This window comes from Cellulomonas sp. Leaf334, from assembly GCF_001424195.1.
Taxonomy (GTDB): domain Bacteria; phylum Actinomycetota; class Actinomycetes; order Actinomycetales; family Cellulomonadaceae; genus Cellulomonas.
The window spans coordinates 42,150-65,566 of sequence record NZ_LMOO01000009.1 but is presented as its reverse complement, the minus strand read 5'-3'; the positions used below and the strand labels follow the sequence as shown (position 1 = coordinate 65,566).

Annotated in this window: 18 protein-coding genes and 1 tRNA gene; 3 read left to right on the top strand and 16 right to left on the bottom strand. The window is 73.1% G+C overall.

The window, feature by feature from the left end; genetic code table 11:
* Window positions 1-97: 97 nt before the first annotated feature.
* Window positions 98-313, bottom strand: a complete 216-nt coding sequence (gene rpmE, locus ASF78_RS20800; protein WP_056594255.1) for a 50S ribosomal protein L31 — start codon at window positions 311-313, stop codon at window positions 98-100.
* Window positions 314-437: 124 nt separating this feature from the next.
* Window positions 438-1,292, bottom strand: a complete 855-nt coding sequence (locus tag ASF78_RS20795; protein WP_056594253.1) for a polyphosphate kinase 2 family protein — start codon at window positions 1,290-1,292, stop codon at window positions 438-440.
* Between the two features lie 277 nt (window positions 1,293-1,569).
* On the opposite strand from ASF78_RS20795, the gene ASF78_RS20790 reads away from it, so the two are divergent.
* Window positions 1,570-2,058 carry a DUF6326 family protein gene (locus ASF78_RS20790; protein ID WP_056594250.1) on the top strand — a complete coding sequence of 163 codons (489 nt, stop codon included), beginning with the start codon at window positions 1,570-1,572 and terminating at the stop codon, window positions 2,056-2,058.
* 57 nt (window positions 2,059-2,115) lie between these two features.
* Here ASF78_RS20790 and rho read toward each other — a convergent pair whose 3' ends face one another.
* From rho to ASF78_RS20730, 12 genes are all read right to left on the bottom strand, one after another.
* Window positions 2,116-4,158 carry a transcription termination factor Rho gene (gene rho / locus ASF78_RS20785; protein WP_056594248.1) on the bottom strand — a complete coding sequence of 681 codons (2,043 nt, stop codon included), beginning with the start codon at window positions 4,156-4,158 and terminating at the stop codon, window positions 2,116-2,118.
* Between the two features lie 281 nt (window positions 4,159-4,439).
* Window positions 4,440-5,372 carry a homoserine kinase gene (thrB, locus tag ASF78_RS20780; protein ID WP_056594245.1) on the bottom strand — a complete coding sequence of 311 codons (933 nt, stop codon included), beginning with the start codon at window positions 5,370-5,372 and terminating at the stop codon, window positions 4,440-4,442.
* A gap of 9 nt (window positions 5,373-5,381) precedes the next feature.
* Window positions 5,382-6,473, bottom strand: coding sequence for a threonine synthase (gene thrC, locus ASF78_RS20775; RefSeq protein ID WP_056594242.1), 1,092 nt, complete (start codon window positions 6,471-6,473; stop codon window positions 5,382-5,384).
* Entirely contained in the window at window positions 6,473-7,795 is a 1,323-nt protein-coding gene (locus ASF78_RS20770) for a homoserine dehydrogenase (RefSeq protein ID WP_235518746.1), read from the bottom strand. Before ASF78_RS20770 ends, thrC begins: the two co-directional genes overlap by 1 nt.
* Window positions 7,796-7,938: 143 nt before the next feature.
* Entirely contained in the window at window positions 7,939-10,770 is a 2,832-nt protein-coding gene (locus ASF78_RS20765) for an HtaA domain-containing protein (protein WP_056594237.1), read from the bottom strand.
* 98 nt (window positions 10,771-10,868) lie between these two features.
* A complete protein-coding gene (locus tag ASF78_RS20760; RefSeq protein WP_056594234.1) occupies window positions 10,869-11,606 on the bottom strand; it encodes a hypothetical protein in 738 nt (245 codons plus the stop codon).
* Complete coding sequence (locus ASF78_RS20755) at window positions 11,603-12,403, bottom strand: heme ABC transporter ATP-binding protein (RefSeq protein ID WP_056594232.1); 801 nt, start codon at window positions 12,401-12,403, stop codon at window positions 11,603-11,605. Before ASF78_RS20755 ends, ASF78_RS20760 begins: the two co-directional genes overlap by 4 nt.
* Window positions 12,400-13,479 carry an iron ABC transporter permease gene (locus ASF78_RS22545; RefSeq protein ID WP_056594229.1) on the bottom strand — a complete coding sequence of 360 codons (1,080 nt, stop codon included), beginning with the start codon at window positions 13,477-13,479 and terminating at the stop codon, window positions 12,400-12,402. The genes ASF78_RS20755 and ASF78_RS22545 overlap by 4 nt, the downstream gene beginning before the upstream one ends.
* Window positions 13,476-14,540 (bottom strand): hemin ABC transporter substrate-binding protein, encoded by a 1,065-nt coding sequence (locus ASF78_RS20745; protein WP_369816357.1) that lies wholly within the window; start codon window positions 14,538-14,540, stop codon window positions 13,476-13,478. The genes ASF78_RS22545 and ASF78_RS20745 overlap by 4 nt, the downstream gene beginning before the upstream one ends.
* 182 nt (window positions 14,541-14,722) lie before the next feature.
* Window positions 14,723-16,126, bottom strand: a complete 1,404-nt coding sequence (gene lysA, locus ASF78_RS20740; protein WP_056594219.1) for a diaminopimelate decarboxylase — start codon at window positions 16,124-16,126, stop codon at window positions 14,723-14,725.
* The gene (argS, locus tag ASF78_RS20735; RefSeq protein WP_056594217.1) at window positions 16,123-17,802 is read right to left on the bottom strand and encodes an arginine--tRNA ligase; all 1,680 of its coding nucleotides are present in this window, start codon (window positions 17,800-17,802) and stop codon (window positions 16,123-16,125) included. The genes lysA and argS overlap by 4 nt, the downstream gene beginning before the upstream one ends.
* Window positions 17,803-17,832: 30 nt before the next feature.
* Entirely contained in the window at window positions 17,833-19,089 is a 1,257-nt protein-coding gene (locus ASF78_RS20730) for an MFS transporter (protein ID WP_235518744.1), read from the bottom strand.
* Between the two features lie 116 nt (window positions 19,090-19,205).
* Between ASF78_RS20730 and ASF78_RS20725 the strand changes: the two genes are divergently transcribed.
* Window positions 19,206-19,856, top strand: a complete 651-nt coding sequence (locus ASF78_RS20725; protein WP_056594214.1) for a FadR/GntR family transcriptional regulator — start codon at window positions 19,206-19,208, stop codon at window positions 19,854-19,856.
* A gap of 49 nt (window positions 19,857-19,905) precedes the next feature.
* Window positions 19,906-19,978, top strand: a tRNA-Arg gene (locus ASF78_RS20720).
* Window positions 19,979-20,053: 75 nt separating this feature from the next.
* Here the strand turns inward: ASF78_RS20720 and ASF78_RS22175 are convergent.
* Complete coding sequence (locus ASF78_RS22175; RefSeq protein WP_082495262.1) at window positions 20,054-20,269, bottom strand: excisionase family DNA-binding protein; 216 nt, start codon at window positions 20,267-20,269, stop codon at window positions 20,054-20,056.
* Window positions 20,270-20,322: 53 nt separating this feature from the next.
* Window positions 20,323-23,283 (bottom strand): MobF family relaxase, encoded by a 2,961-nt coding sequence (gene mobF, locus ASF78_RS20715; RefSeq protein WP_235518742.1) that lies wholly within the window; start codon window positions 23,281-23,283, stop codon window positions 20,323-20,325.
* Between the last annotated feature and the right edge of the window lie 134 nt (window positions 23,284-23,417).

Below are 23,417 nucleotides of genomic sequence, written 5' to 3'. Positions count from 1 at the left end.
GCTGGCTCAGGCTCCGACAACGACACAGCGCCGGTGCCCGCGCGGACACCGCCATGGAGGGCGGTCGTCCGCGCCGGGCACCGGCGCTGAGGGAGTGCTAGGCGTCGGCCTTCTTGCCGTAGCGCGCCTGGAACCGGGCCACGCGGCCGCCGGTGTCGAGGATCTTCTGCTTGCCCGTGTAGAACGGGTGGCAGGCGCTGCAGACGTCGGCGTGGATCTTGCCGGACGTGACGGTGGACTTGGTGACGAACGTGCTGCCACAGGTACAGGTGACCTCGGTGGTCACGTACTGGGGGTGGATGTCAGCCTTCACAGAAACTTCTCCTCGGGTGGATGTCTCCGGGTCCGGACGCGCGAGACGGCGCCGGTGAACCGCAGACCAGCGAACCATTGTGCCAGAACAGCGACCGGGCCCGAAATCATCCCCGTGCTCCCGATCAGAACGGCTGCGCGTCCAGACGCGCCTTCTCCGCCTCGACGTCGAAGTCGGCCGGCGGCCAGTCCAGCTGCAGGCTCTCGACGGCGTCGAGCACGAGGGCGCCGACCGCCAGGCGCGCGTACCACTTGGAGTCGGCGGGGACGACGTGCCACGGCGCGTGCTCGGTGCTCGTGCGGTCCAGGACCGCCTGGTAGGCCTCCTGGTAGGCGGGCCACTTCGCGCGTTCGTCGACGTCCTTCGGGTTGAACTTCCAGTACTTGTCGGGACGTTCCAGCCGCTCGCGCAGCCGCGTCTTCTGCTCCTGCTGGGACACGTGCAGCATCACCTTGACGACGACCGTGCCCGCGTCGACGACCTCGCGCTCGAACGCGTTGATCTCGTCGTACCGCGGCTCCCACACGTCGGGCGGGACCAGCTCGTTGACCCGCACCACGAGGACGTCCTCGTAGTGCGACCGGTCGAACACCCCGATCCGCCCACCCGACGGCAGAGCCTCCCGGATCCGGTGCAGGTAGTGCTGCGCCCGCTCCTCCTCCGTCGGGACACCGAACGAGTGCAGCTGCACCCCCTGCGGGTCCACCATGCCCAGGACGTGCCGGACGATCCCGCCCTTGCCGGCGGTGTCCATGCCCTGCAGCACCAGGAGCACGGCCCGCGACCCGCCCGTGCGACCGTGCGCGTAGAGGCGCTCCTGCACCTCGCTCAGCCGGTTGCCGTCCGCCTCCAGCTTGTTCTCGGCCGACGACCGCCCGTGCTCCCACCCGGGGGTCGACGACGCGTCGACCGCCGACAGGTCGAACCCGGGCCCGACCCGCAGCGCCTCTCCCGGCGGGGTGCTCCACGACTTCGTCATCTTCGACCTTCCGGCTGCGCATGGGTGCGGACACCCGCACGCTAGCGCGCGCACAGGACGTCGGCGGTCGGGCCCGGGTGGGACGGACCGCCGAGCAGCGCGGTTCGTCCCACCCACCAGGCCCTATCCCGCAGTGCCGAGCGGTGTATCGGCCGAAAGCACCAGAGGGCCACCGAGCGAACGGCCGGTGCAGGTCTGGCTCCGAGGCCGGTGTGCCCGGCACGGGGGTCCGCGATCGTCGAGGAGCCACACCTCACCACGACGACGGAGCAGCACAATGAGCACTCGCCGAGACACCACCGCGCTGGACGACTCGCGCCTACCCGTGAGAGCGAAGCTCGTGGCAGCGTGGACGAGCGTCGTGTTCCTCTACGCCTACGTGGACATCCTGGGCTTCTTCGTGCCGGGCAAGATCGACGACATCCTGGTGGGCGTCGTCTTCGAGTTCGACATCACCCAGACGTTGCTGACCACCTTCCTCGTGCTCATGGCCATCCCGATCCTGATGGTGGTCCTGTCCGCCGTGCTGCCGGCACGCGCGAGCAGGATCACGAACCTCGTCGTGGCATCGGTCCAGGTCCCCTACGCGATGTTCAACGCGGTGGGCGAGTCCTGGACGTACTACTACGGGCTCGCCGTCGTCCTGGAAGTGGTCCTGCTCGTGGTGATCCTCCGGCTGGCCTGGACCTGGCCCCGCCGCGTCGCGTCGCCGGTGGCTGCGGTCACCGGCGTGCACGAGGAGCCTCTGGGGACGCAGCGTCACTAGTGCGACGACGGCCCCGCTCCCTCTCGGGGAACGGGGCCGTCGGCCGTGCCTCAGCGGTCAGTCGCTGCCGGGTGTCGTCTTCTGCACCTGGAGCAGGAACTCGACGTTCGACTTGGTGTCCTTGAGCTTGCCGATGAGCAGCTCGATGGCCTGCGTCTGGTCGAGCGCACCCATCACGCGACGAAGCTTGTAGATGATCTTCAGCTCGTCGTGCGGCATGAGGATCTCCTCGCGGCGGGTGCCCGACGCGTTGACGTCGACCGCCGGGAAGATGCGCTTGTCCGCGAGCGAGCGGGACAGCCGGAGCTCCATGTTCCCGGTGCCCTTGAACTCCTCGAAGATGACCTCGTCCATCTTGGAGCCCGTCTCCACGAGCGCCGAGGCGAGGATGGTCAGCGAGCCGCCGTGCTCGATGTTGCGCGCCGCACCGAAGAACCGCTTCGGCGGGTACAGCGCGGAGGCGTCGACACCACCGGACAGGATGCGCCCGGACGCCGGGGCGGCCAGGTTGTAGGCCCGCGACAGGCGCGTGAGCGAGTCGAGGAGCACGACGACGTCCTGGCCCAGCTCGACCAGCCGCTTGGCGCGCTCGATGGCGAGCTCCGCGACGATCGTGTGGTCGGACGCGGGGCGGTCGAAGGTCGACGCGATGACCTCGCCCTTGACCGTCCGCTCCATGTCGGTGACCTCTTCGGGGCGCTCGTCGACGAGCACGACCATGAGGTGGACCTCGGGGTTGTTGGTCGTGATGGCGTTCGCGATCTGCTGCATGATGATCGTCTTGCCCGCCTTGGGAGGCGCGACGATGAGGCCGCGCTGGCCCTTGCCGATGGGCGCGACGATGTCGATGACACGCGGCGACAGCCGGTTCTGCTCGCTCTCGAGGCGCAGGCGCTCCTGCGGGTAGAGCGGCGTCAGCTTGTTGAACTCGGGGCGCACGCGCGCGCCGTCGGGCTCCAGGCCGTTGACCGAGTCGAGACGCACCAGCGCGTTGAACTTGCTGGGGCGGTTGCCCTGCGGCGGCTGCTCGCCCTCGCGCGGCTGCCGGACGGCGCCCGTGACCGCGTCACCGCGGCGCAGGCCGTACCGCTTGACCTGGTTGAGGGACACGTACACGTCGTTGGCGCTGGGCAGGTAGCCCGTGGTGCGGACGAACGCGTAGCTGTCCATCAGGTCGAGGATGCCGGCCACGGGGAGCAGGACGTCGTCGTCGGTGACCTCGATGTCGTCCAGGCCGGCGAGCTCGCCGGCGCCGGGACGGCCGCGCGTGCCACGGCCCTTGCGGTCACGGTCGCGGTCCCGGTAGCGGTCCCGCGAGCGACGGCGGCGACCGCCGCGCTCGTCGAGGCCGTCCTCGTCACCCTCGCGACGCTGCTGCTGGGTGCCACCCTGCTGGGCGCCGCCCTGCTGGCGGTTGCCCTGCTGGGGGTCGCGCTGCTGGGAGTCGCGCTGCTGGCCGTCCCGCTGCTGGCCGTCCCGCTGCTGACGGTCCGCCTGCTGGGAGTCGCGCTGCTGGCCGTCCCGCTGCTGGTGGTCCGCCTGCTGGCCGTTGGTCTGCCCGCGGTCGGCGTCGTCGCCCTGCGGGGCACCGGCCCCGCGGCCGGCCCGGCGCGAGCGCCGCTCGCCGGTCACGCCACCGACGGCGTCGGCCGCCCGCGCTGCACGGTCGTCACGCTGCTCGACGGGGGCGAGCCTGGCGTCCAGCGCGGCCTCCAGGCCGGCGAGCGCGTCGCCGCGCGGCGCACGGGACGAGCTGTCCTGCGCGCTCTCCCGCGTCGGTGCGGCGGCAGCGTCGCCACCCAGGTCGAGCTGCGGTGCCTGCGTCCGCGGCGCACGAGCACGGCGCGCCGGGGGCGCGTCCGCCACGGCGGTGCTCTGCTCACGACCGAGGTCGCGGCGCGGCTCCAGCGCCTGGGGGCGCGAGCCTGCGCGGGCGTCCGAGATCGCCTGGACGAGATCGCCCTTGCGCATCTTGGACGTGCCCTTGACGCCCAGGTCGGACGCCATCGCCTGCAGCTCGGGCAGGCGGAGTGCCGAGATGCCTGCGCTGCGGGCGGACCCGCCGGACGTGCTCACGGCGGGTTCGATGATGTCTGTCACGAAGGACCCTTCCCCTCGTCGGTGGCCGGGACCCGATGGTTCGGGGATCGGCCGACGCCCGGTCGGGGGTGACCGAGACGGTGCTGGAGCCACACACGCGCTGCGTACGACGACGTCTGCGCACGGTGGGCTGGATCGCTCCCGGCTCGTCTACTCATTCTGAGGCGGCCGGTCACGTACGACACGGGCCACCGGAGGGCGAGGTCCGGGGAACGCGTCGATGCTACCACTGTCGGCTGCGCCACCCGCCGGGGTGAACGACGCGGGTGTACTTCACCCGGTCATGTCACCCGTTGGACGGTCGCGCCGGTCCGGTCGACCGGGAGCGGGAGGATCTGCCAGCCCCCCATGGCACCACCGAAGGCGGATCGGACGGCGCCGTCGGCGTCGGTCGTCCCCTCACCGTCGCGCCGCGCGAGCACCAGCACGGTCGGCCCCGCACCCGACACCACGGCGGCCACGCCCTCGGCCCGCAGGACGTCGACGAGCGCGAGCGAGCCCGGCATGACCGACCGCCGGTACTCCTGGTGCAGCCGGTCCTGCGTCGCGGCGAGCAGGAGCTCCGGTCGACGGCCCAGCGCCTCGACCAGCAGGGCCGCGCGACCCGCCTGGAACGCGGCGTCCGCGTGCGGGACGGTCGCGGGGAGCACGCCCCGGGCGGCCTTCGTCGACAGGTGGGTCGGCGGGATGACCGCGAGCAGGGCGAGGTCGTCGTGGACCTGGAGGTCGACGGCCCGGAACCGGCCGTCGTCGAGCCACGCGAGCGTCGCGCCGCCCAGCACGGCCGGCGCGGCGTTGTCGGGGTGACCCTCGATGCGCCCGGCCAGGTCGATCGCGACGTCGTCCGACAGCGCCTCAGGCTCCGCGATCAGCCCGCGGGCCGCGACGATCCCCGCGACGACGGCCCCGGCGGACGACCCGAGGCCCCGACCGTGCGGGATGCGGTTGTGGCAGACGAGGTGCAGGCCGGTCTGGGACGCACCGACGTGGTCGAGGGCGGCCCGCAGCGAGCTGACCACGAGGTGCTGCTCGTCGTCGGGAACCTCACCGGCGCCCTCCCCCGTGACCTCGACCGTGACGCCCGGCGACGCGAGCGCACGGACCTCCAGCTCGTCGTAGAGCCCCAGGGCGATGCCGAACGCGTCGAACCCCGGACCGAGGTTGGCGCTGGTGGCGGGGACACGGACGCGGACGTGGTCCGCACCCAGGCGCATCGCGGGGCCTCAGTCCAGGCCGAGGGCGGTGGCGATGGACACCACGTCGGACGAGATCCGCACCGGCACGACGTCGCTGCCGTCGGGGGTGCGCAGCGCCCACTGCGGGTCCTTGAGCCCGTGCCCCGTGACCGTGATGACGATGCGGGCACCAGCCGGGACGCGGCCCTCGTCGCTGAGCCGCAGCAGCCCGGCGACCCCGGAGGCGGAGGCCGGCTCGACGAAGATCCCGACCTCTGCGGACAGCACGCGGTGCGCGGCGAGGATCTGCTCGTCGGTGACCGCCTCGATCAGTCCGCCGGAGGCGTCGCGCGCCTCCTCGGCCTGGAGCCACGACGCCGGGTTGCCGATGCGGATCGCCGTGGCGATGGTCTCGGGCTGGTCGACGGGGTGGCCCTTGACGATCGGCGCGGCGCCCGCGGCCTGGAAGCCCCACATGATCGGGGTGCGCGTGGCCACGGCGGTGTGCGCGGCGCCCGCGTCGAGCCCCGCGTACTCGCGGAAGCCCTTCCAGTACGCGGTGATGTTGCCGGCGTTTCCGACCGGGAGCACGTGGATGTCGGGAGCGTCGCCCAGGGCGTCGACGATCTCGAACGCGCCCGTCTTCTGACCCTCGATGCGGTCGGGGTTGACGGAGTTCACCAGCTCGACCGGGTACGACTCGGCCAGCTTGCGCGCCGCGATGAGGCAGTCGTCGAAGTTGCCGTCGACCTGCAGCAGCGTCGCCCCGTGCGCGATCGCCTGGCTGAGCTTGCCCATCGCGATCTTGCCGTCCGGCACGAGCACCGCGCAGACCATGCCCGCGCGGGTGGCGTAGGCCGCCGCCGACGCCGACGTGTTGCCGGTGGACGCGCAGACGACGGCCTTGGCGCCCCGGCCGGCCGCGGCCGACATGGCGGTCGTCATGCCGCGGTCCTTGAACGACCCGGTCGGGTTCATCCCCTCGACCTTGAGGAACACCTCGGCGCCCGTGCGCTGCGAGAGCGTCGGCGACGGGACGAGCGGCGTGCCGCCCTCCCCGAGCGTGATGACGCGCTCCTGGACGTGGGCGGGCAGACGGTCGGCGTACTCGGCGATCACGCCGCGCCACTGGTGGGCCATCAGGCTCCCTCGACTCGCAGGACGGACACGACACGACGCACGACGTCGAGGCCGGCGATGGCCTCGACCGTGCTGCGCAACGCGTGCTCAGGGGCCGCGTGCGTGGTGATCACCAGGCGCGCGTAGTCGGCGTCCGGCGCCTCGAGGACCGGCGTCTGGCGCACCGCCTCGATCGAGACGTCGTGCGACGCCAGGACCGAGGACACCTGGGCGAGCACGCCCGGACGGTCGGCCACCTCGAGGCGCACCTGGTAGCGGGTGCGCGCGGCGGCCGCGGGCAGCACCGGAAGCTCGGCGTACCGGGACTCGATGGGTCCCTTGCCGCCGAGGACGCGGTGTCGGGCGACCGAGACGACGTCGCCGAGCACGGCGGACGCGGTCGGCTCGCCGCCGGCACCGCGGCCGTAGAACATGAGCTCGCCCGCTGCCTCGGCCTCGATGAACACCGCGTTGTAGGCGCCGCGGACGTTCGCGAGCGGGTGGCTCACGGGCACCAGGGCGGGGTGCACGCGCACCTGGACGCCCTCGACGCCGTCGGCCGTCCCGCGCTCCGCGATCGCCAGCAGCTTGAGCACGTAGCCCGTGCGCTGCGCCCACAGGACGTCGTCGGCGGTCAGGGACGTGATGCCCTCGCGGGAGACGTCCTCGATGGACACCCGGGTGTGGAACGCGAGCGACGCGAGGATCGCGGCCTTCGCGGCGGCGTCGTACCCCTCGACGTCGGCCGTCGGGTCCGCCTCCGCGTAGCCCAGCGCCTGGGCCTCCTTCACGGCCTGGTCCAGGTCGAGGCCCTCGGACGCCATCTTGTCGAGCACGTAGTTGGTGGTGCCGTTGACGATGCCGAGCACGCGCGTCACGCGGTCCCCCGCGAGCGACTCGCGCACCGGGCGGACGATCGGGATGGCGCCCGCGACGGCTGCCTCGAAGTACACGTCCACCCCGGCCTCGTCGGCCGCCGCGTACAGCGTGGGACCGTCCTGCGCGAGGAGGGCCTTGTTGGCGGTCACGACGGACGCACCGCCCGCGATCGCCCGCAGCAGCAGGCTCCGCGCGGGCTCGATGCCGCCCATGACCTCGACGACGACGTCCGCGCGCTCGACCAGCGACTCCGCGTCGGCGGTGAGCAGCGCGCGGTCGACCACGGCGTCCCGCTCGGCCTCGACGTCACGGACGGCGACGCCGACGAGCTCCAGCGGCGCACCCACGCGCGAGGCCAGGTCCGCCGCCTGCGTCGTGAGCAGCCGCACCACCTCCGTGCCGACGACGCCGCAGCCGAGGACGGCGACGCGCAGGGGCGGGTGGGCGGGCACGGGCGAGGGCACGGGACGGCCTCCAGTCGGATCGGGCGGGAGCGCCCCCAGGATAGGGGTGCGTCCCGCCTGTCGGGACGTGCGGTCCGACCGGTGGGCCGGATGCGACGCAGGGCCGGTGCGCGGGTGCGCACCGGCCCTGCATCCGTGCTGCGTCAGCCGAGCAGGTCCGTGCGCCGGCGACGTGCCACCAGCGCGAGCAGGCCGCCCAGGACCACCAGGACACCGGCGCCCGCGGCGAGCGGAGCGACCTCGGAGCCCGTGCTGGCCAGACCGGTCGACGCGTCGCACTCCACGGTGCCGCCGAGCGGCAGGGTGAACGACACCGGGTCGAGCGACTCGCCCGCGGTGTAGAAGCCCGCGAACGCCGCCGCACCGGCCGCCGTCAGGGTGGCGGGGACACCCGTCCACCGCACCTGGCTGCCGGAGCTCGTCGCCGAACCTGCCGACAGGCGCAGGCTCGCCAGCGCCACCCGGGACGACGCGCCGTCGGCACCCGTCACCGTCGCGAAGAGGGTGCCGGACGACGGACCGTCGACCTGCACCCGCGGCGACGCGATCGTCAGGTCGAGCGTGCCCGCGTGGCCGGTGAAGTGCACCGAGCCGCCGAACGCCGCCCCACCGAGGGTCTCGGCGGTGTTGAGCTGGCCGCGCCCCCCGCCCCACGTCCACGGGCCCGAGCCGCTGACGCCCGCCGCGGTGACGGCCCCGTTGGCGATCGGACCGGTGACATAGGTGCGGAACGACTCACGGACGCCCCAGGTGAGCGACGCCCCGCTGACCGACCGTGCGACGCACGACGGCGCGGCGGCCACCACGACGGCGAACGACGCCGTGTGCTGCGCGCCGATCAGGTAGAGGGTGTGCGCCCCGGCGGGCGTGCTCGTCGGCACCGTGAACGTGACCGTCACCGTGCCCGCCGCGTCGGCCCGCAGACCCGTGGCCAGGACCACCGGGGTCGAGTGCAGCTCGAGCCGCACGCCCTGCTCGTCTGCGCCGAAGCCGCCGGCCGAGAGCGTCAGCGTGGCGCCGGGCTGGACCGTGCCGCCGGCCGTCAGACCGTCGACCGTCGCCGGGCCGGTGGTCGGACCGGTCGACGGTGGCGTCGTCGGCGTCGGGGTACCCGTGCCCGGCATGCTCGTCCCGGCGAACGAGACGGGGGTGACCGTGTCGAAGGACCGGTCGGCAGAGCCGTGCGCCGCCATGGTCAGCACGGAGAACGCCGTCGTCGCGCTGTCGTAGGTGACACCGCCGCCGACGAACGACGGGCGCAGACCCGTGAGGTGCACGGTGAACGTCCCGTCCGCGGCGAGCGGCGCCATGCTCGCCGTCTCCGTGGTGGCCGACGCGCTGACCCACTTGGTCGCCTGGAAGCGGGAGGCCTGCACGTACCAGTCCGCGCCGATCTTCGGGCCGACGGCCACGTAGACGCCCGCACCGGCGCGCGCCCCGGCGAAGCCGGAACCGGTGAGCGTGAGGCTCAGGCTGCCGTCGGCGGCCACCGTGCGCTCGGCCACCTGGACCGTCGGGACGACGGGCTCGGGCTCCGGTGCGGTGAACGTCAGCGGCGTGGCCGTCTCGTAGGCCGCGACGGTCGCGCCACCGCCGGCGTAGGTGTAGATGCCGAGGTTGCCCGCGGCGGAGGCCAGCCAGTCGGAGTTGACCGTGACCGTCGCCGTGAACGAGCCGTCCGTGCGCAGCTCGGTGTACGACGCCGACGCCGGGTCCTGACCCGAACCGGCGAACGACGCCGCCGGGACCGCCCAGATGACCCCGACACCGCTGCCGTTGGCACCCGAGGCGTTCACCCGCGCACTGCTCGGCGCACCCGCCGACGGCCGCCACGCGTCCGCGTACCGACCGAACGCGACGTAGACGCCCGAGGCCTTACCGGCGAACGGCGGCCGCGTGCCCGTGGCCAGCGCCGGGTCGAAGCCCGTCCCCGTCACCGTCAACGTCGTCGTCTCCCCCGACGTCAGCGTCGTGTCCGACACGGTCACTGTCGGCACGGGGGCCGGTGCGGTGAACGTGAGCGGCGTGGCCGTCTCGTAGGCCGCGACGGTCGCGCCACCACCGGCGTAGGTGTAGATGCCGAGGTTGCCCGCGGCGGAGGCCAGCCAGTCGGAGTTCACCGTGACCGTCGCCGTGAACGAGCCGTCCGTGCGCAGCTCGGTGTACGACGCCGACGCCGGATCCTGACCCGAACCCGCGAACGACGCCGCCGGGACCGCCCAGATGACCCCGACACCGCTGCCGTTGGCGCCCGAGGCGTTCACCCGCGCACTGCTCGGGGCACCCGCCGACGGCCGCCACGCGTCCGCGTACCGACCGAACGCGACGTAGACGCCCGAGGCCTTGCCGGCGAACGGCGGCCGCGTGCCCGTGGCCAGCGCCGGGTCGAAGCCCGTCCCGGTCACCGTCAACGTCGTCGTCTCCCCCGATGTCAGCGTCGTGTCCGACACCGCGACGACCGGGGTCATCGGCTCGGGTTCCGGCTCGGGTTCCGGGAACGTCAGCGGTGCCGACGTGTCGAAGCTCCGGTCCGGCGAGCCGTGCGCCGCGAGCGTGAGGACGGAGAACGGGGTGGTCGCCGCGTCGTACGTGACACCGCCGCCGACGAACGTCGAGCGCAGCCCCGTGAAGTGCACGGTGAACGTGCCGTCCGCCGCCAGCACCGCGCGGGACGCCGTCTCACCCGTCGCGGACGCGCTGACCCACTTGGTGGCCTGGAACGCCGACGCGTTCAGGTACCAGTCGTCGCCGACCTTCGGCCCGACCGCGACGTAGATCCCGTTGCCGGCGACCGCCCCGGCGAAGCCCGAGCCGGTGACCGTGACGTCGAGGCTGCCGTCGTCGTGGACGGTGGTGTCGCTCAGCACGACCGTGGGCGCGTCGGCGGCGGTCGCCGGGGCCGCGACGCCGAGCGTCACCCCCAGCCCGAGCACGAGCGCACCCAGTGCGGCGATCGCGCGGTGTCGACCGCGCACGGTCGATCCTCCTGCATTCATCGTTGCCTCTCTCATCTCGACTGGCGGGGTGGCACGGGGGTGCCGGGTCGGGCGGAGCGCTGCGGGAGCGCGCCGCGTCAGGTCTGCGGTGGCGTGCCGTCGTCCGACCGGCGGCGCCGGACCACCCAGGCCGTCCCGGCACCGGCTGCGGCGAGCACGGCAGCGCCGGCGGCCAGCGGACCGACGGGTGCGGGGGCCGGTGCGGTCGGGGCGGCGACCCCCGTGGGCGACGGGTCCGGGGTCGCCGTGGCGGTCGGCGTCGGTGCGGACACCGTCGGCGTCGGCTCGGTCGCAGCGAACGTCAGCGGGGTGAACGTCTCGTTGGTGGCGTTCTCGATGCCGTGCGCGCCGATCGTGATGACCCCGCACGTCACCTGGAGGCAGTCGACGACGACCTCGGCACCCGCACGGTCGACGGCGGTGAACGTCGACCCGGGAACGGTCAGGCTCGTCGCCCACGTCCCCTCGGCCGTCATCTCCCCGCCGTTCGCCTCGACGGACGTGCTCGAGCCGGGGAACGCGACGAAGCGCTGGTGGCCGGCGTTCTCGGCGGTCTCGACGTCCGGCGCGTACCGGAGCTGCTCGCCCGTCAGCCCGCCCGCGCTCGGCCGCCACGTCCCGCCCGCGGGGTCCTCGACCCAGCCGAACAGCACGTAGATGCCGCCGAACCCACCGGGCACCGACTGGAACCCGCTGCCGGACACCTGCACGACCGTCGGCGCGGCGGCGTCGAGCGTCGTGACGTCGACGGTGACCTGCGGACCGGGCGCCGCGACGGTGAGGATCGTCGACAGGACGACCAGGGCGAGGTTCATGCGGGTTCCTCCGTCATCGACCGGACACGGGCACGCACCGGCATCACCACGAGCTGCGCGTCGTGGTCCCACACCTCGACGGGATGCCCGTAGACCTCGCTGAGCAGGTCCGCGGTGAGCACCGACCGCGGAGGTCCGTCCGCCCGCACCCGGCCCGCGTCGAGCAGGACGACCCGGTCGGCGTAGGCCGCGGCCAGCGTGAGGTCGTGCAGCACGACGACGACCGCGGCACCCGCGGCGGCACGGCCGCGCGCCTCGGCGAGGACCGTCTCCTGGTGCCGGATGTCGAGCGCGGCCGTCGGCTCGTCGAGCAGCAGGACGCCCGGCTCCTGGGCCAGCACCCGCGCCAGGGACGTGCGCGCCTTCTCGCCACCGCTGAGCGTCGGGAAGGTGCGGACCGCGAGCGCGGTCACGTCGGCGCGGACCATCGCGTCGGCGACCACGGCGTCGTCCTCGTCCTCGCGGGCGGTCCCCCGCCAGGGCGCTCGGCCCATGCGGACGACGTCGCGGACGGTGAACGGGAACGCCAGCCGGTTCTCCTGGAGGAGCACCCCCCGGCGGCGGGCGAGGGCGGCGACGTCGATCGCGCGCAGGTCGACGGCATCCAGCAGCACACGCCCGGCGTCGGGGTGCGGGTCGCCCGCGAGGATCGACAGCAGCGACGACTTCCCCGCGCCGTTGGGCCCGACGAGCGCGACGACCTCGCCGCCGTGGACGTCCAGGTCGACGCCGTCGAGCACGGTCGCGGGCCCGTACGCCAGGCGGACGCCCTCGGCGCGCAGCACCGGGGCGCTCACGCCCAGCCTCCGGCCGAGCGGCGGGTGCGGCGGATGAGCCAGAAGAAGAACGGTCCGCCGACGAGCGCGGTGAGCATGCCGATCGGGAGGTCGGCGAACGGGATCGCGGTCCGGGCGACCAGGTCGGCGGCGAGCAGCAGGACCGCTCCACCGAGAGCGCTCGCGGGTACCAGCACGCGGTGCCCCGGCCCCACGGCCATCCGGATGACGTGCGGGACGACCAGGCCGACGAACGCGATGATCCCGCAGAAGGCGACCGCCCCCGCGGTGAGGAGGGCGACCAGCAGGACCGCGGTCAGCCGCAGCCGCTCGACGTCGACGCCGAGGTGCCGCGCGGCCCGTTCGCCCAGCGCCAGCAGGTCGAGGCGCCGGGCCAGCAGGCATGCCGCGCCGACGCCGACCAGCACGATCGGCGCGACCACGGCCACGTACGCCCAGCGGGTGCCGTTGAGGCTGCCCAGCTGCCAGAACACGATCTGCTCGCGCGCCTGGGTGTCCCCGAGGAACGTGAGGAAGGCGATCGCGGCACCGGCGAACGCGTTCACGGCGACACCGGTGAGCACCAGCGTGACCACCTCGGACCGTCCGCCGGAGCGTGCCGTCGAGTAGACGAGCAGCGTCGCCGCGAGACCTCCGACGAAGGCCAGCACCGCGGTGGTCCACGCACCGGCGAACGTCAGCCCGAACACGATGCCCGCGCAGGCCGCGACCGCGGCCCCCGCCGAGACGCCGACCACGCCCGGGTCGGCCAGCGGGTTGCCGAACACGCCCTGCATCAGCGCACCGCCGGTGGCCAGCGCCGCGCCGACCAGCACCGCCATCACCACCCGCGGGAACCGGATGGACCACAGGGCCGCGTCGCCGTTCGGGTGGCTGGGCATCGGGCCGAGGTCGAGGCCGAGCCGGTGCAGGATCGAGCCGACGACCTCGGCGGGCGGCACGTGCAGCTGGCCGATGCCCGCGGACAGGACCGCGAGCACGACGAGCAGCAGCCCGAGCGCGACGAAGAGACCGACGACCCGGGGGTTCCTCGTGCGGACCGGCGCGTCGACGGGTGCCGTCAGGGTCGTCGTCATGACGCGTCCGGGGCGTAGAGCGCGACCGCGAGCGCGTCCAGCACGGCCGCCGTCGTCGCACCGAAGCTGAGCACGGTCGCGTCGGCCATGTCGACGATCCGACGGTTCTCGCCCGCGGGGGTCTGCGCGACGGCGGGCACCTGCTCCAGGAGGCCGTCGACACCCCCGACCGACGCGAGCCCGTCGGTCATCATGAGGATCACGTCGGGCCGCGCCGCGACCAGGCCCTCGTCGCTCACCGGCTTCATGCCCTGCCAGCCGATCTCGCCGGCGACGTCGACCCCGCCGACGGCGGTGATGAGGGCGTCGGCGCCGGAGCCCTCGCCGAACAGGTAGTAGACGCCGGCCTGCCCGCGCGCGTAGAGGAACACGATGCGCAGGCGGTCCGCGGGGTCCGGCGGGACGACCGCGGCGATCTGCTCGGTCGTGGCGTCGATGGCGTCCTGCGTGCGCTGTGCCAGCTGCCGTCCCGCGTCGGGCACCCCGAGCGCGTCGGCGACGGCCTGGACGAGGTCCGGTGCGGTGACGATGTCCCGGTGCGGGTCGAGGACCACCACCGGGATGCCCGCGTCGCGCAGCTGGAGGACGACGTCCCAGGGTCCGAGGGTCGTGTCGGTGACGACGACGGTGGGGGCGAGCTCGAGGATCGCCTCGCCGGACAGGTCGTGGCCGCCGGTGGTGACGAGCGGGCGGTCGAGGACCTCGGCGTACGACGACGACACGTCGCGGCCGACGACGTCGTCGCCCAGACCGAGCTCGAACACGATCCGGGACAGCGATCCGTAGACGTCGAGCGCGAGGATGCGGCTGGCGTCGGTGACGGTGACCGCTGTCCCCTGCGTGTCGGTGACCGTGGTCGGCAGGGTGGGCGTGGGCCGGTCGACGACGGGGACGACGGCGGACTCGGCGAGGACCGCTGTGGACGGCCCGGACCAGGCGCGCGGGTCCGGCACGGGCGTCACGTCCGCGAGCAGCCGGCCGCCGTCGGGGGTCTGCGCCTGCGGGGTCGTGGAGGTCGGGCTGCACCCGACGAGAACCAGTGCGACGACCAGCAGAACCACCGCGCGACGCACCCGTTCATCCCTCCGTCCGGCCCGCACCAGCGATTCCAGGTGCTCGGCACGCAGACGTCAGGACGTCGCGACGAAGGTGATCCTAACCTTAGTTAGGTAAGCCTCCACTACCCCGTTCGTGTGGTGTGCACCACGAATCCGCCCAGGTCAGCGAGGACAGCGTTCGCCCGTCAGCCGAGGTCGAGCGCGAGCAGGTCGTCCTCGGTCTCGCGGCGGACGAGAGCACGGGACGAACCGTCCGTCACCGCGACCACCGGCGGGCGCGGGACGTGGTTGTAGTTGGACGCCATCGAGCGCCCGTACGCGCCCGTCGCCGCGACCGCGAGCAGGTCGCCCGCACGGACGTCGGCGGGCAGCCGGACCTCGTGCACGACGATGTCGCCGGACTCGCAGTGCTTGCCGACGACGCGCGCCAGCACGGTCTCCGCGGTCGAGAGCCGGCCGACGACCTCCGCGTGGTACTGCGCGCCGTACAGGGCGGGGCGGATGTTGTCGCTCATGCCGCCGTCGACGGACACGTACGTCCGGACGCTGCCGTCGTCGATCCGTACCGGCTTGACCGTGCCGACCGTGTAGAGCGTCAGCCCGGCGGGCCCGACGATCGCGCGGCCGGGCTCGATGGAGAACCGCGGCAGTGGCGTGCCGAGGTCGGTCGCGGTCGCCTGGACCGACGCGGCGACGTCCTTCGCGATCCGGTCCGGGTCGAGGGCGACCTCCCCCGGCAGGTACGCGATGCCGTAGCCGCCGCCGAGGTCCACCTCGTCGACGAGCACGCCGGTCCGCTCCGCGAGCTGCGCGCGCAGGGTCAGCACCGCGCGGGCGGCCACCTCGAACCCCGACGGGTCGAGGATCTGCGAGCCGATGTGCGAGTGGATGCCGAGCAACCGCAGCTCGGGCCTGGCGAGCACGGCGAGCAGCCCCCGCATCGCGGGAGAGTCCGCAGCGTCCGAGGAACTGAGCGCTCCAGCGACCACATGCTCGGACGTTGCGGTGGGGACCGCGATGGAGAGGCCGAACTTCTGGTCCTCGTGGGCCGTGGAGATGTACTCGTGGCCGCCCGCGTGCACGCCGGTGGTGACGCGGACCATCACCGGGGCGGGATGCTCGACGGACGCGGCGTCGGCCACGCGCTCGATCTCCACCAGCGAGTCGACGATGATCCGGCCGACGCCCGCGTCGAGCGCCCGCGCGATCTCCGCGTCCGACTTGTTGTTGCCGTGCAGGCCGATGTCGGCGCCGGGGACCCCGGCGCGCAGCGCGACCGCGAGCTCGCCGCCCGTCGCGGTGTCGACGCGCAGGCCCTCCTCGTGCACCCAGCGCGCGACCGCGACGGACAGGAACGCCTTGCCGGCGTAGTACACGTCGACCCCGGCACCGATCTCGGCGAACGCCGTCTCGAACGCGCGCCGGTACGCCCGCGCACGAGCGCGCAGGTCGGCCTCGTCGAGGACGTAGGCGGGGGTCCCGTGCTCGTCGGCGAACGCCCGGACGTCGACACCGCCCACCGTCACGGCACCGTCGGCCCCCCGCGCGACCCCGGTGGACCAGGGCTCGCCGGGGATCGACGTGCTCACATGCGCTCCGGCGCGGAGACGCCCAGCAGCCCCAGACCGTTGGCGAGCACCTGGCGGGTGGCGTCGTTCAGCCACAGACGGGTGCGGTGCACGTCGCCGACGACCTCGTCGCCGAACGGCGCGACCCGGACCTGCCCGTACCAGGTGTGATACGCCCCGGCGAGGTCCTCCAGGTACCGGGCGACGCGGTGCGGAGCGCGAAGCTCGGCGGCCTGCGCGACGATCCGCGGGAACTCCGCGAGCCGCCCGAGCAGGATCGAGTCGCTCTCGTTGTCGAGCAGCGAGGCGTCGAACCCGTCCTCGCGGCGCACACCGGTGGCCTCGGCGTTCCGGTCGACCGCGGCGGACCGGGCGTGCGCGTACTGCACGTAGAAGACGGGGTTCTCGTTCTTCGCGCTGGTCAGCAGGTCGAGGTCCAGGTCGATCATCGAGTCCGCCGACGAGCGGGCCAGCGCGTACCGGGCGGCGTCGACCCCGACGGCGTCGACGAGGTCGTCGATCGTGACGACCGTGCCCGCGCGCTTGCTCATGCGGACGGGTGCGCCGTCCTTGACCAGGTTGACCATCTGGCCGATGAGGATCTCGAGGTTGACGCCGGGCTCGTCGCCGAACGCCGCGCAGACGGCCATCATGCGACCGATGTACCCGTGGTGGTCGGCGCCGAGCATGATGACGACCCGGTCGAAGCCGCGCTCCCGCTTGTCCAGGTAGTAGGCGATGTCACCCGCGATGTACGCCGCGTCGCCGTCCCGCTTGATGACGACGCGGTCCTTGTCGTCGCCGAAGTCGGTGGTGCGCAGCCACGTCGCGCCGTCGGCCTCGTAGATCCGGCCCAGCTCCCGCAGGCGCGCGATGGCCCGCGTGACGGCACCGGACTCGTGCAGCGAGTCCTCGTGGAAGTAGACGTCGAAGTCGACCCCGAAGTCGTGCAGCGCCTGGCGGATCTCGGCGAACATGAGGTCGACGCCGCGCGCGCGGAACGCCTCGTTCGCCTCGTCGGTGGGCAGGGTGCGCGGGTCGGGCTCGCCGGCGGCGAGGGCGTCGGCCACCACCTGCTCCGCGATCTCCGAGATGTACTGCCCGCCGTACCCGTCCTCAGGTGCGGGCTCGCCCAGCGCGCGCGCCAGCAGCGAGCGGGAGAACCGGTCGATCTGCGCACCGTGGTCGTTGAAGTAGTACTCGCGGCTCACCGCGGCGCCGGACGCCTGGAGCACCCGCGCGAGGCTGTCGCCGACAGCCGCCCACCGGACCCCGCCGATGTGCAGCGGACCCGTCGGGTTGGCGGACACGAACTCCAGGTTGAGCGCGACACCGGCCAGCGTCTCGTTGTTCCCGTACTCGGCGCCCTGCTCGACGACCGAGCGGGCCAGCTCGCCGGCAGCGGCCGCGTCGAGCCGGATGTTGAGGAACCCGGGACCGGCGACCTCGACGGTGGAGACGCCCTCCGTCTGCGCGAGCCGCCGTGCGAGCTCCTCGGCGAACGCGCGCGGGTTGGTGCCCGCCTTCTTCGCCAGCTGCATCGCCACGTTGGTCGCCCAGTCGCCGTGGTCGCGCTGCCGGGGTCGCTCCAGGTGCACGGTCGCGGGGATCGCGGCGGGGTCGAGGGCGAACGTTCCGTCGTCGACGGCGTGCACGAGGGCGGCCCGGAGGGCCTCGGAGAGCTGGGCGGGAGTCACCGGAGAAGGGTACCGAGCCGGTGGGAGCGCTTATGCAGCGGGCTCGACGCCCAGCATCGTCGGCCGGCACGCGAACCAGCCCGCGACCAGCAGCAGCCCGACGAGACCCAGCAGCACCAGCAGCGGTTCGCGCCACGACCCCGTCGCGACGTGCAGCACGCCGATCCCGACCGGCCCGACGACCGACAGCGCGTACCCGAGGCCCTGCACCATCCCGGAGAGCGCCACCGCGACGGCGGGCGTCCGTGACCGCAGGCCGATGAGCGCGAGCATGATCGGGAACGTCCCCGGCCCGATGCCGAGCAGGACCATCCACACCGCCGTCCCCTGCGCGGGCGCGAGCATGAGCCCGAGCAGGCCGGCCACCCAGCACGCCGCGAAACCGACGACCAGCGGGTAGGGGTCGCGCATCCGGACGGCCAGGACGGGCGCGACGAGCGACGCCGGCAGGCCGAGGATCGCGAACACCGCCAGCCACCGGCCCCCGGCATCGGTCCCCAGGCCCGCGTCGGCGAGGATCTCCGGCAGCCACGCGAACAGCACGTAGGTGCAGGTGGTGTTGGCGAAGAACGTCAGCACCAGCGCCCAGGCCAGCCGCGAGCGCCACACGATCCGGCTCTCGGCCGCACCGGACCGGACGAGCACCGCCGGCCGGTCCGTGACCGGGGCGCGGCGCACCAGGTCGCGCAGGTGCGACCGCGCCGAGACGGACTGCGCGATCACGACCAGCCAGGGCACGACGGCCGCGAACCCGAGCACCGCCCACATCCCGACCGACCACCGCCAGCCGGCGGCCTGCGCGACGGGCAGCGCGACCAGGGGCGGCACCGCCGCGCTCACCGACATCGCCACGAGGTAGGCGGCGGTGACGCTCCCGATCCGGTCGGGGAAGTACCGCTTGACCAGCGGCGGGACCAGGACGTTGCCCATCCCCAGACCACCGAGCGCGAGCACCGACCAGCCGATGAGCGCGGGCGCGCTGCCGGCCAGCGCCCGCAGGAGCTCACCGGTCATCGCCAGGAGCAGCGCGAGGATCAGCGACGGTTCGAGCCCGAGGCGCCGCGCGACCGGCGTGGCCAGCGACCCGAACACCGCGAACGCCGCCACGGGCACCGTGCCGAGCAGGCCGGCCTGCGCGTCGCTCAGCGCGAAGTCCTCCCGCACCACACCGAGGATCGGCGAGACCGCCGCGACGGCGATGCGCAGGTTGAGCCCGACGAGCACGATGCCGGCCAGCACGACGAGCCTGCCGCGCCACGGAGCGGGCGGCGGCATGAGGGACTGCACGAGGAGAACTCCTGATCCGGGCGCCGCGGTGTCCGGAATCATCCGTCCGGGGGTCTGGCGTGCGCCCGACCGCCGGTGTTGACTGCACCGCATGCCTCGGAACGGAGCCTAACCGGATGGCGCGACGGACCGGACTGATCGACACCGCGGTCGACGAGCTCCGGGGACGCATCGAGACGGAGCAGTGGCCCGTGGGGACACGCATCCCCCCGGAACCCGCCCTCGTCGACCTCCTGGGCGTCGGACGCAACACCGTCCGCGAGGCCGTGCAGTCCCTGGTCCACGCGGGGCTGCTCGAACGACGGCAGGGCTCCGGCACCTACGTGCTGTCCCGTTCGGAGCTCGCCGTGACGATGGGCCGGCAGATCGCCGACGCCCGGCAGCGCGACGTCGTCGAGGTGCGGCGCTCGCTCGAGGTCGAGGCCGCCCGCCTGGCTGCCCGACGCCGGACCGCCTCGGACGCCGCCGCACTGCTCCAGCGTCGCGACGAACGCGCCTCCGCCTACCACGCGGGCGACCTGGACGCGATGGTCGCCACCGACCTCGACCTGCACCGCGCGATCGTCCGCGCCGCCGCGAACCCCCTGCTGGTCACCCTCTACGAGAACCTGCTCGACGCGATCGGCGAGAACATCCGGTTCAACTTCGTCACCGACGCGCACGGCCACGACGCGCACGACCACCTGGTCGAGGCGATCGTCGCGGGCGACGACGGCAAGGCCGCCGACGAGACCGCCCGCTACCTGTCCGCACTGCTGGGTGAGTGAGATCGGCTGGTAGTGTCGTGCACCGCATCGACCCCCGGGTCGGTGAGCGGCCCGCGTAGCTCAGTGGATAGAGCGTCTGCCTCCGGAGCAGAAGGTCGAAGGTTCGAGTCCTTTCGCGGGCACACATCAGTGCAGGTCAGAACGTTGGACAGGGCCTCGTGCCAGACACGTGCCAGAAGAACTGGCACGAATGGCGGCTAACGGCGCCCAGTTCGCGGGCCAGCGACCGGTCGCAGGATCGCCTCAAGGTCTCCCCGCCGGACCCTCACGAGCCGGCGGCCGACGCGCACGGCCTGCAGATCGCCGTCAGCGATGAGCTTGCGCACGAATCGGTCGGTGACCTGCAGTTCTGCCGCGATCTCGGCGACGGAGACGAACTCCGGTCGCTGATCTTCTCTTGTTGGTGCGGACATGGTTCCTCCTCCATCGAGCGCCGGTCGGCGCGGTCGGTCGGGCGTCTCGAGCGTCACCACCGGTCCAGCACCGGCCCTTGTGTGGTCGGGCTGGTCGGGGGCGTCGAGGGACGCGGCGCCATCTGTGGGCGCAGCGCCGGGATGGCGGGTTGTCGGCGACTCGCAGGGACCGGCGGCTGCGGCGCCTCTGGGTGGTGTGACGCCCAGGTCTCGGTGGCCGAGGTCTCGGCGCGGGTGGTGGCCAGGATCCGGTCGAGGACTTCGCGGGCGGTCGCGGTGTCGCCCGAGGGCAGGCAGTCGTTGTCGGGGCGGTCGGTGGCGACATAAAGCCGGTTGAGGTGGCGGCCGCGGCTGAGGGCGACGTAGAGGTCTTCGCGGCCCATGCCGGCGGTGACGACCGTGTGGGTCTCGTCGACGGTCATCCCCTGGCTTCGTGCCGTCGTGGTGGCGTACCCGAGCTCGACCGCCTCAGCGACGTACTGGGCAGGAAGTCGGAGGGCTGCACCGCCGTCGGGTTGCTTGATGGGCTGAACGCGCAGGCCGCCGTCCGGCAGGACTGCGGTGATCCGCCAGAGGTCGCCGTTGCGCACGAACCCGTCGCTGGTGCGCAAGCGCCGGTTGTTGCGGCGGGTGACGATCCTGTCTCCGACGCCGCCGGTCAACCCGTCGCTCAAGGTGACGCCGGCGGGCCGGACCAGGCCGGTGCGGATGCGTTCGGCGCGGGTGCGGGCGTTCAGCTCGTTGACGGTGCGTTGGTCCGCGGCGGCGAGCAGGACGGTTCGGGTCTCTGCGTCGGCGTCGGTGGCCGCGGCGAGGGCGTCCTCGAGCATGTCGTCGTGGGAGCCGTGGCTGATGCGCTTGTGCTCGACGTAGGCGTCCAAGGCTGCAGGGTCACCATGGCGCAGGTCGAGGGTGGCGCGGGCCTCCCACGGGTGGCTGAACCGCCACAGCGTGCGCAGCTCGGCGGTCGGTCCGCGGCGGGCGAGCATCCCGAACGCTCCACCGGCATCGACCGACCCGCGTTGCAGGTGGTCTCCGACGAGCAGCACCTTCGCGTCGGCCGCGGCGGCCTGCTCGACGAGGACGGCCAACGTGCGAGTGTCTGCCATGGAGGCTTCGTCGACGATCACCAGGTCCCCACGACCGAACCGCCACTGCTCCTGAGCCATCACAAGGGCGCCGCGACGCTGGTTCGCGGCATTGCGGTCCCAGTAGCCCACCGTCGGGTCGGTCAGGACGTCCGTCTCGTTCCCGTAGCGCAGTGCGCGTTGCGCGGCGCCGTCACCGACCGACTCGTAGATCCACTTGGCCGCGGTCTCGCACCTCGAACTCAGCGCACCGGACAGGGTTGCGGCCGCGCTGGCTGAGGGCGCGAGCCCGATGACATTGCCGCGGACCTGCCGCCACGCGCCAGCAAGCGCGGACAGGGTGGTTGTCTTGCCGGACCCTGCCGGTCCCACCAGGACGTCCAGCGCGCGGGTCGAGTGCAGCACGGCCTTGGCGGCGGCGTGCTGATCGTCGGCGAGGGCGGCCATGTGTCGGTCCGCGATGCGCCCGGCGAGGGGGTGGATCCCGAGCGGGATGTCGGTCTCGGCAGCGTCCCGCAGGGCGCGCTCGGCCTCAAGCAGCTCGAGCGACGTGAACGTCTCTTCCCCGACGCGCTGCCGTACCGACTCGGGGTCGTCGATGCGTATGCACGCGCTCCCGGCGAGGGTCACGAGGTCGTCCGTCAACGCGAGCCGATCCGCCGGCGAGGCCATTCTCAACGTCATCGAGGAGCGCAGGGCGGCGGCGCCGAGGTTCCACGTCGACCACACCGAGCGGCGGGTCGAGACGTCGTCGATCATTTGAGCGACGATCGCGGCCCGCACCTCCGGCCCGACATCGGTCGCTCGCAGCGCGCGGCCGTAGTGGGCCGTGAGGGCGCGAGCGGCCAAGTCCAGCGGTTCGACACCGGTGAGCGCGCGGGCGCGGTTGGCCCAGTCCGCCAGCAGATCCCCTAACGCCCGGACGACCTTCGGCGGCCGGGTCTCACGGGTCAGGTGCTGGCGAGCCCGAGTCGTCTCCGTGCGAGAGGGCGCTCGTCCACGCCGCTCGGTGAACTCCCGAATCCAACGCTGCTCTGCGCAACGAATCTGCTCCGACCGGGTCGAGAACTCCGTCAGCAGGTCCTCCCCCACCCCGTCGAGCTCGAAGGCTGGGTTGCGCCGCTCCCCCCGGTCCCGCGACGACCAGGTCGCGCCGAGTCGTCGGCTGACCTCATCGGCGAGAAGGGCGTCGTACAGCTGCGAGACGGTCACCGTGGCGCCATGCAAAGTCCGACCGTCCACGGACCGCCAGATCCCGTCAGGGCCTTGAACCTTGTTCGCGATCACGACGTGGGTGTGCAGATTCGGGTCACCCGCCCGCGAATCCCAGTGATCGAAGGCGGCCGCAACCATGCCCAGGGTCTTGACCTGCCGGCACCCCGCCGCGCCGACCCGGGTCCGGAGCACCGAGTGCTCCACAAACCGCAGCGCCGACGACAGCGCGGCGCGGTGCGCCTCGTACAGCTCGCCCCGCGTCGCGGAGTCGGCCAGACCCCACACGACGGAGACCGACTTCGGCGCAGTGAACGTCAGGTCGTAGCCGGCCACCGCGTGCCGGCCCTCGCCAGGGCTGACTTGGGGGTACGCCTTGCCCAGAGGGAGTCGACTGATCGGGTCGCATCCATCACGAAACACCTGAGCCATGGCCGCCTCTGTCACGAGGCTTCCGTCCAGCAGGCCGTTGGCGCCGAGAGCGTCGAGGCCACGTCCCAGCCAGCGGCCGGCGGGGTTGCCCGTCTGCTCGTAGTACGCGGTGAGCGAGTCGGTTCCCGACAGACCGGCGTCGCCGGCGGCAACGTGCCTGGTCAGGTACGCATAGCCGTCGCCCACCGTGAGTTTGTGCATCGACATCACCGCGCCACCACCCCCGAGGAGCGGCCCGAGCGGCGTGTGCTCCCACAAGCAGGTGCGCCAGAAGATGCGCAACACGCGACCTTGCGGTCCAGCGAACTCCGGAACCCCAGAGCATCAGACGGTTCAGGAGCACACAGTGATGAGGCTCGGGGTCGGGGCGGGGCATTCGACCCCCGGGATAGTCACGCAGGGATCGTGGGGTGACG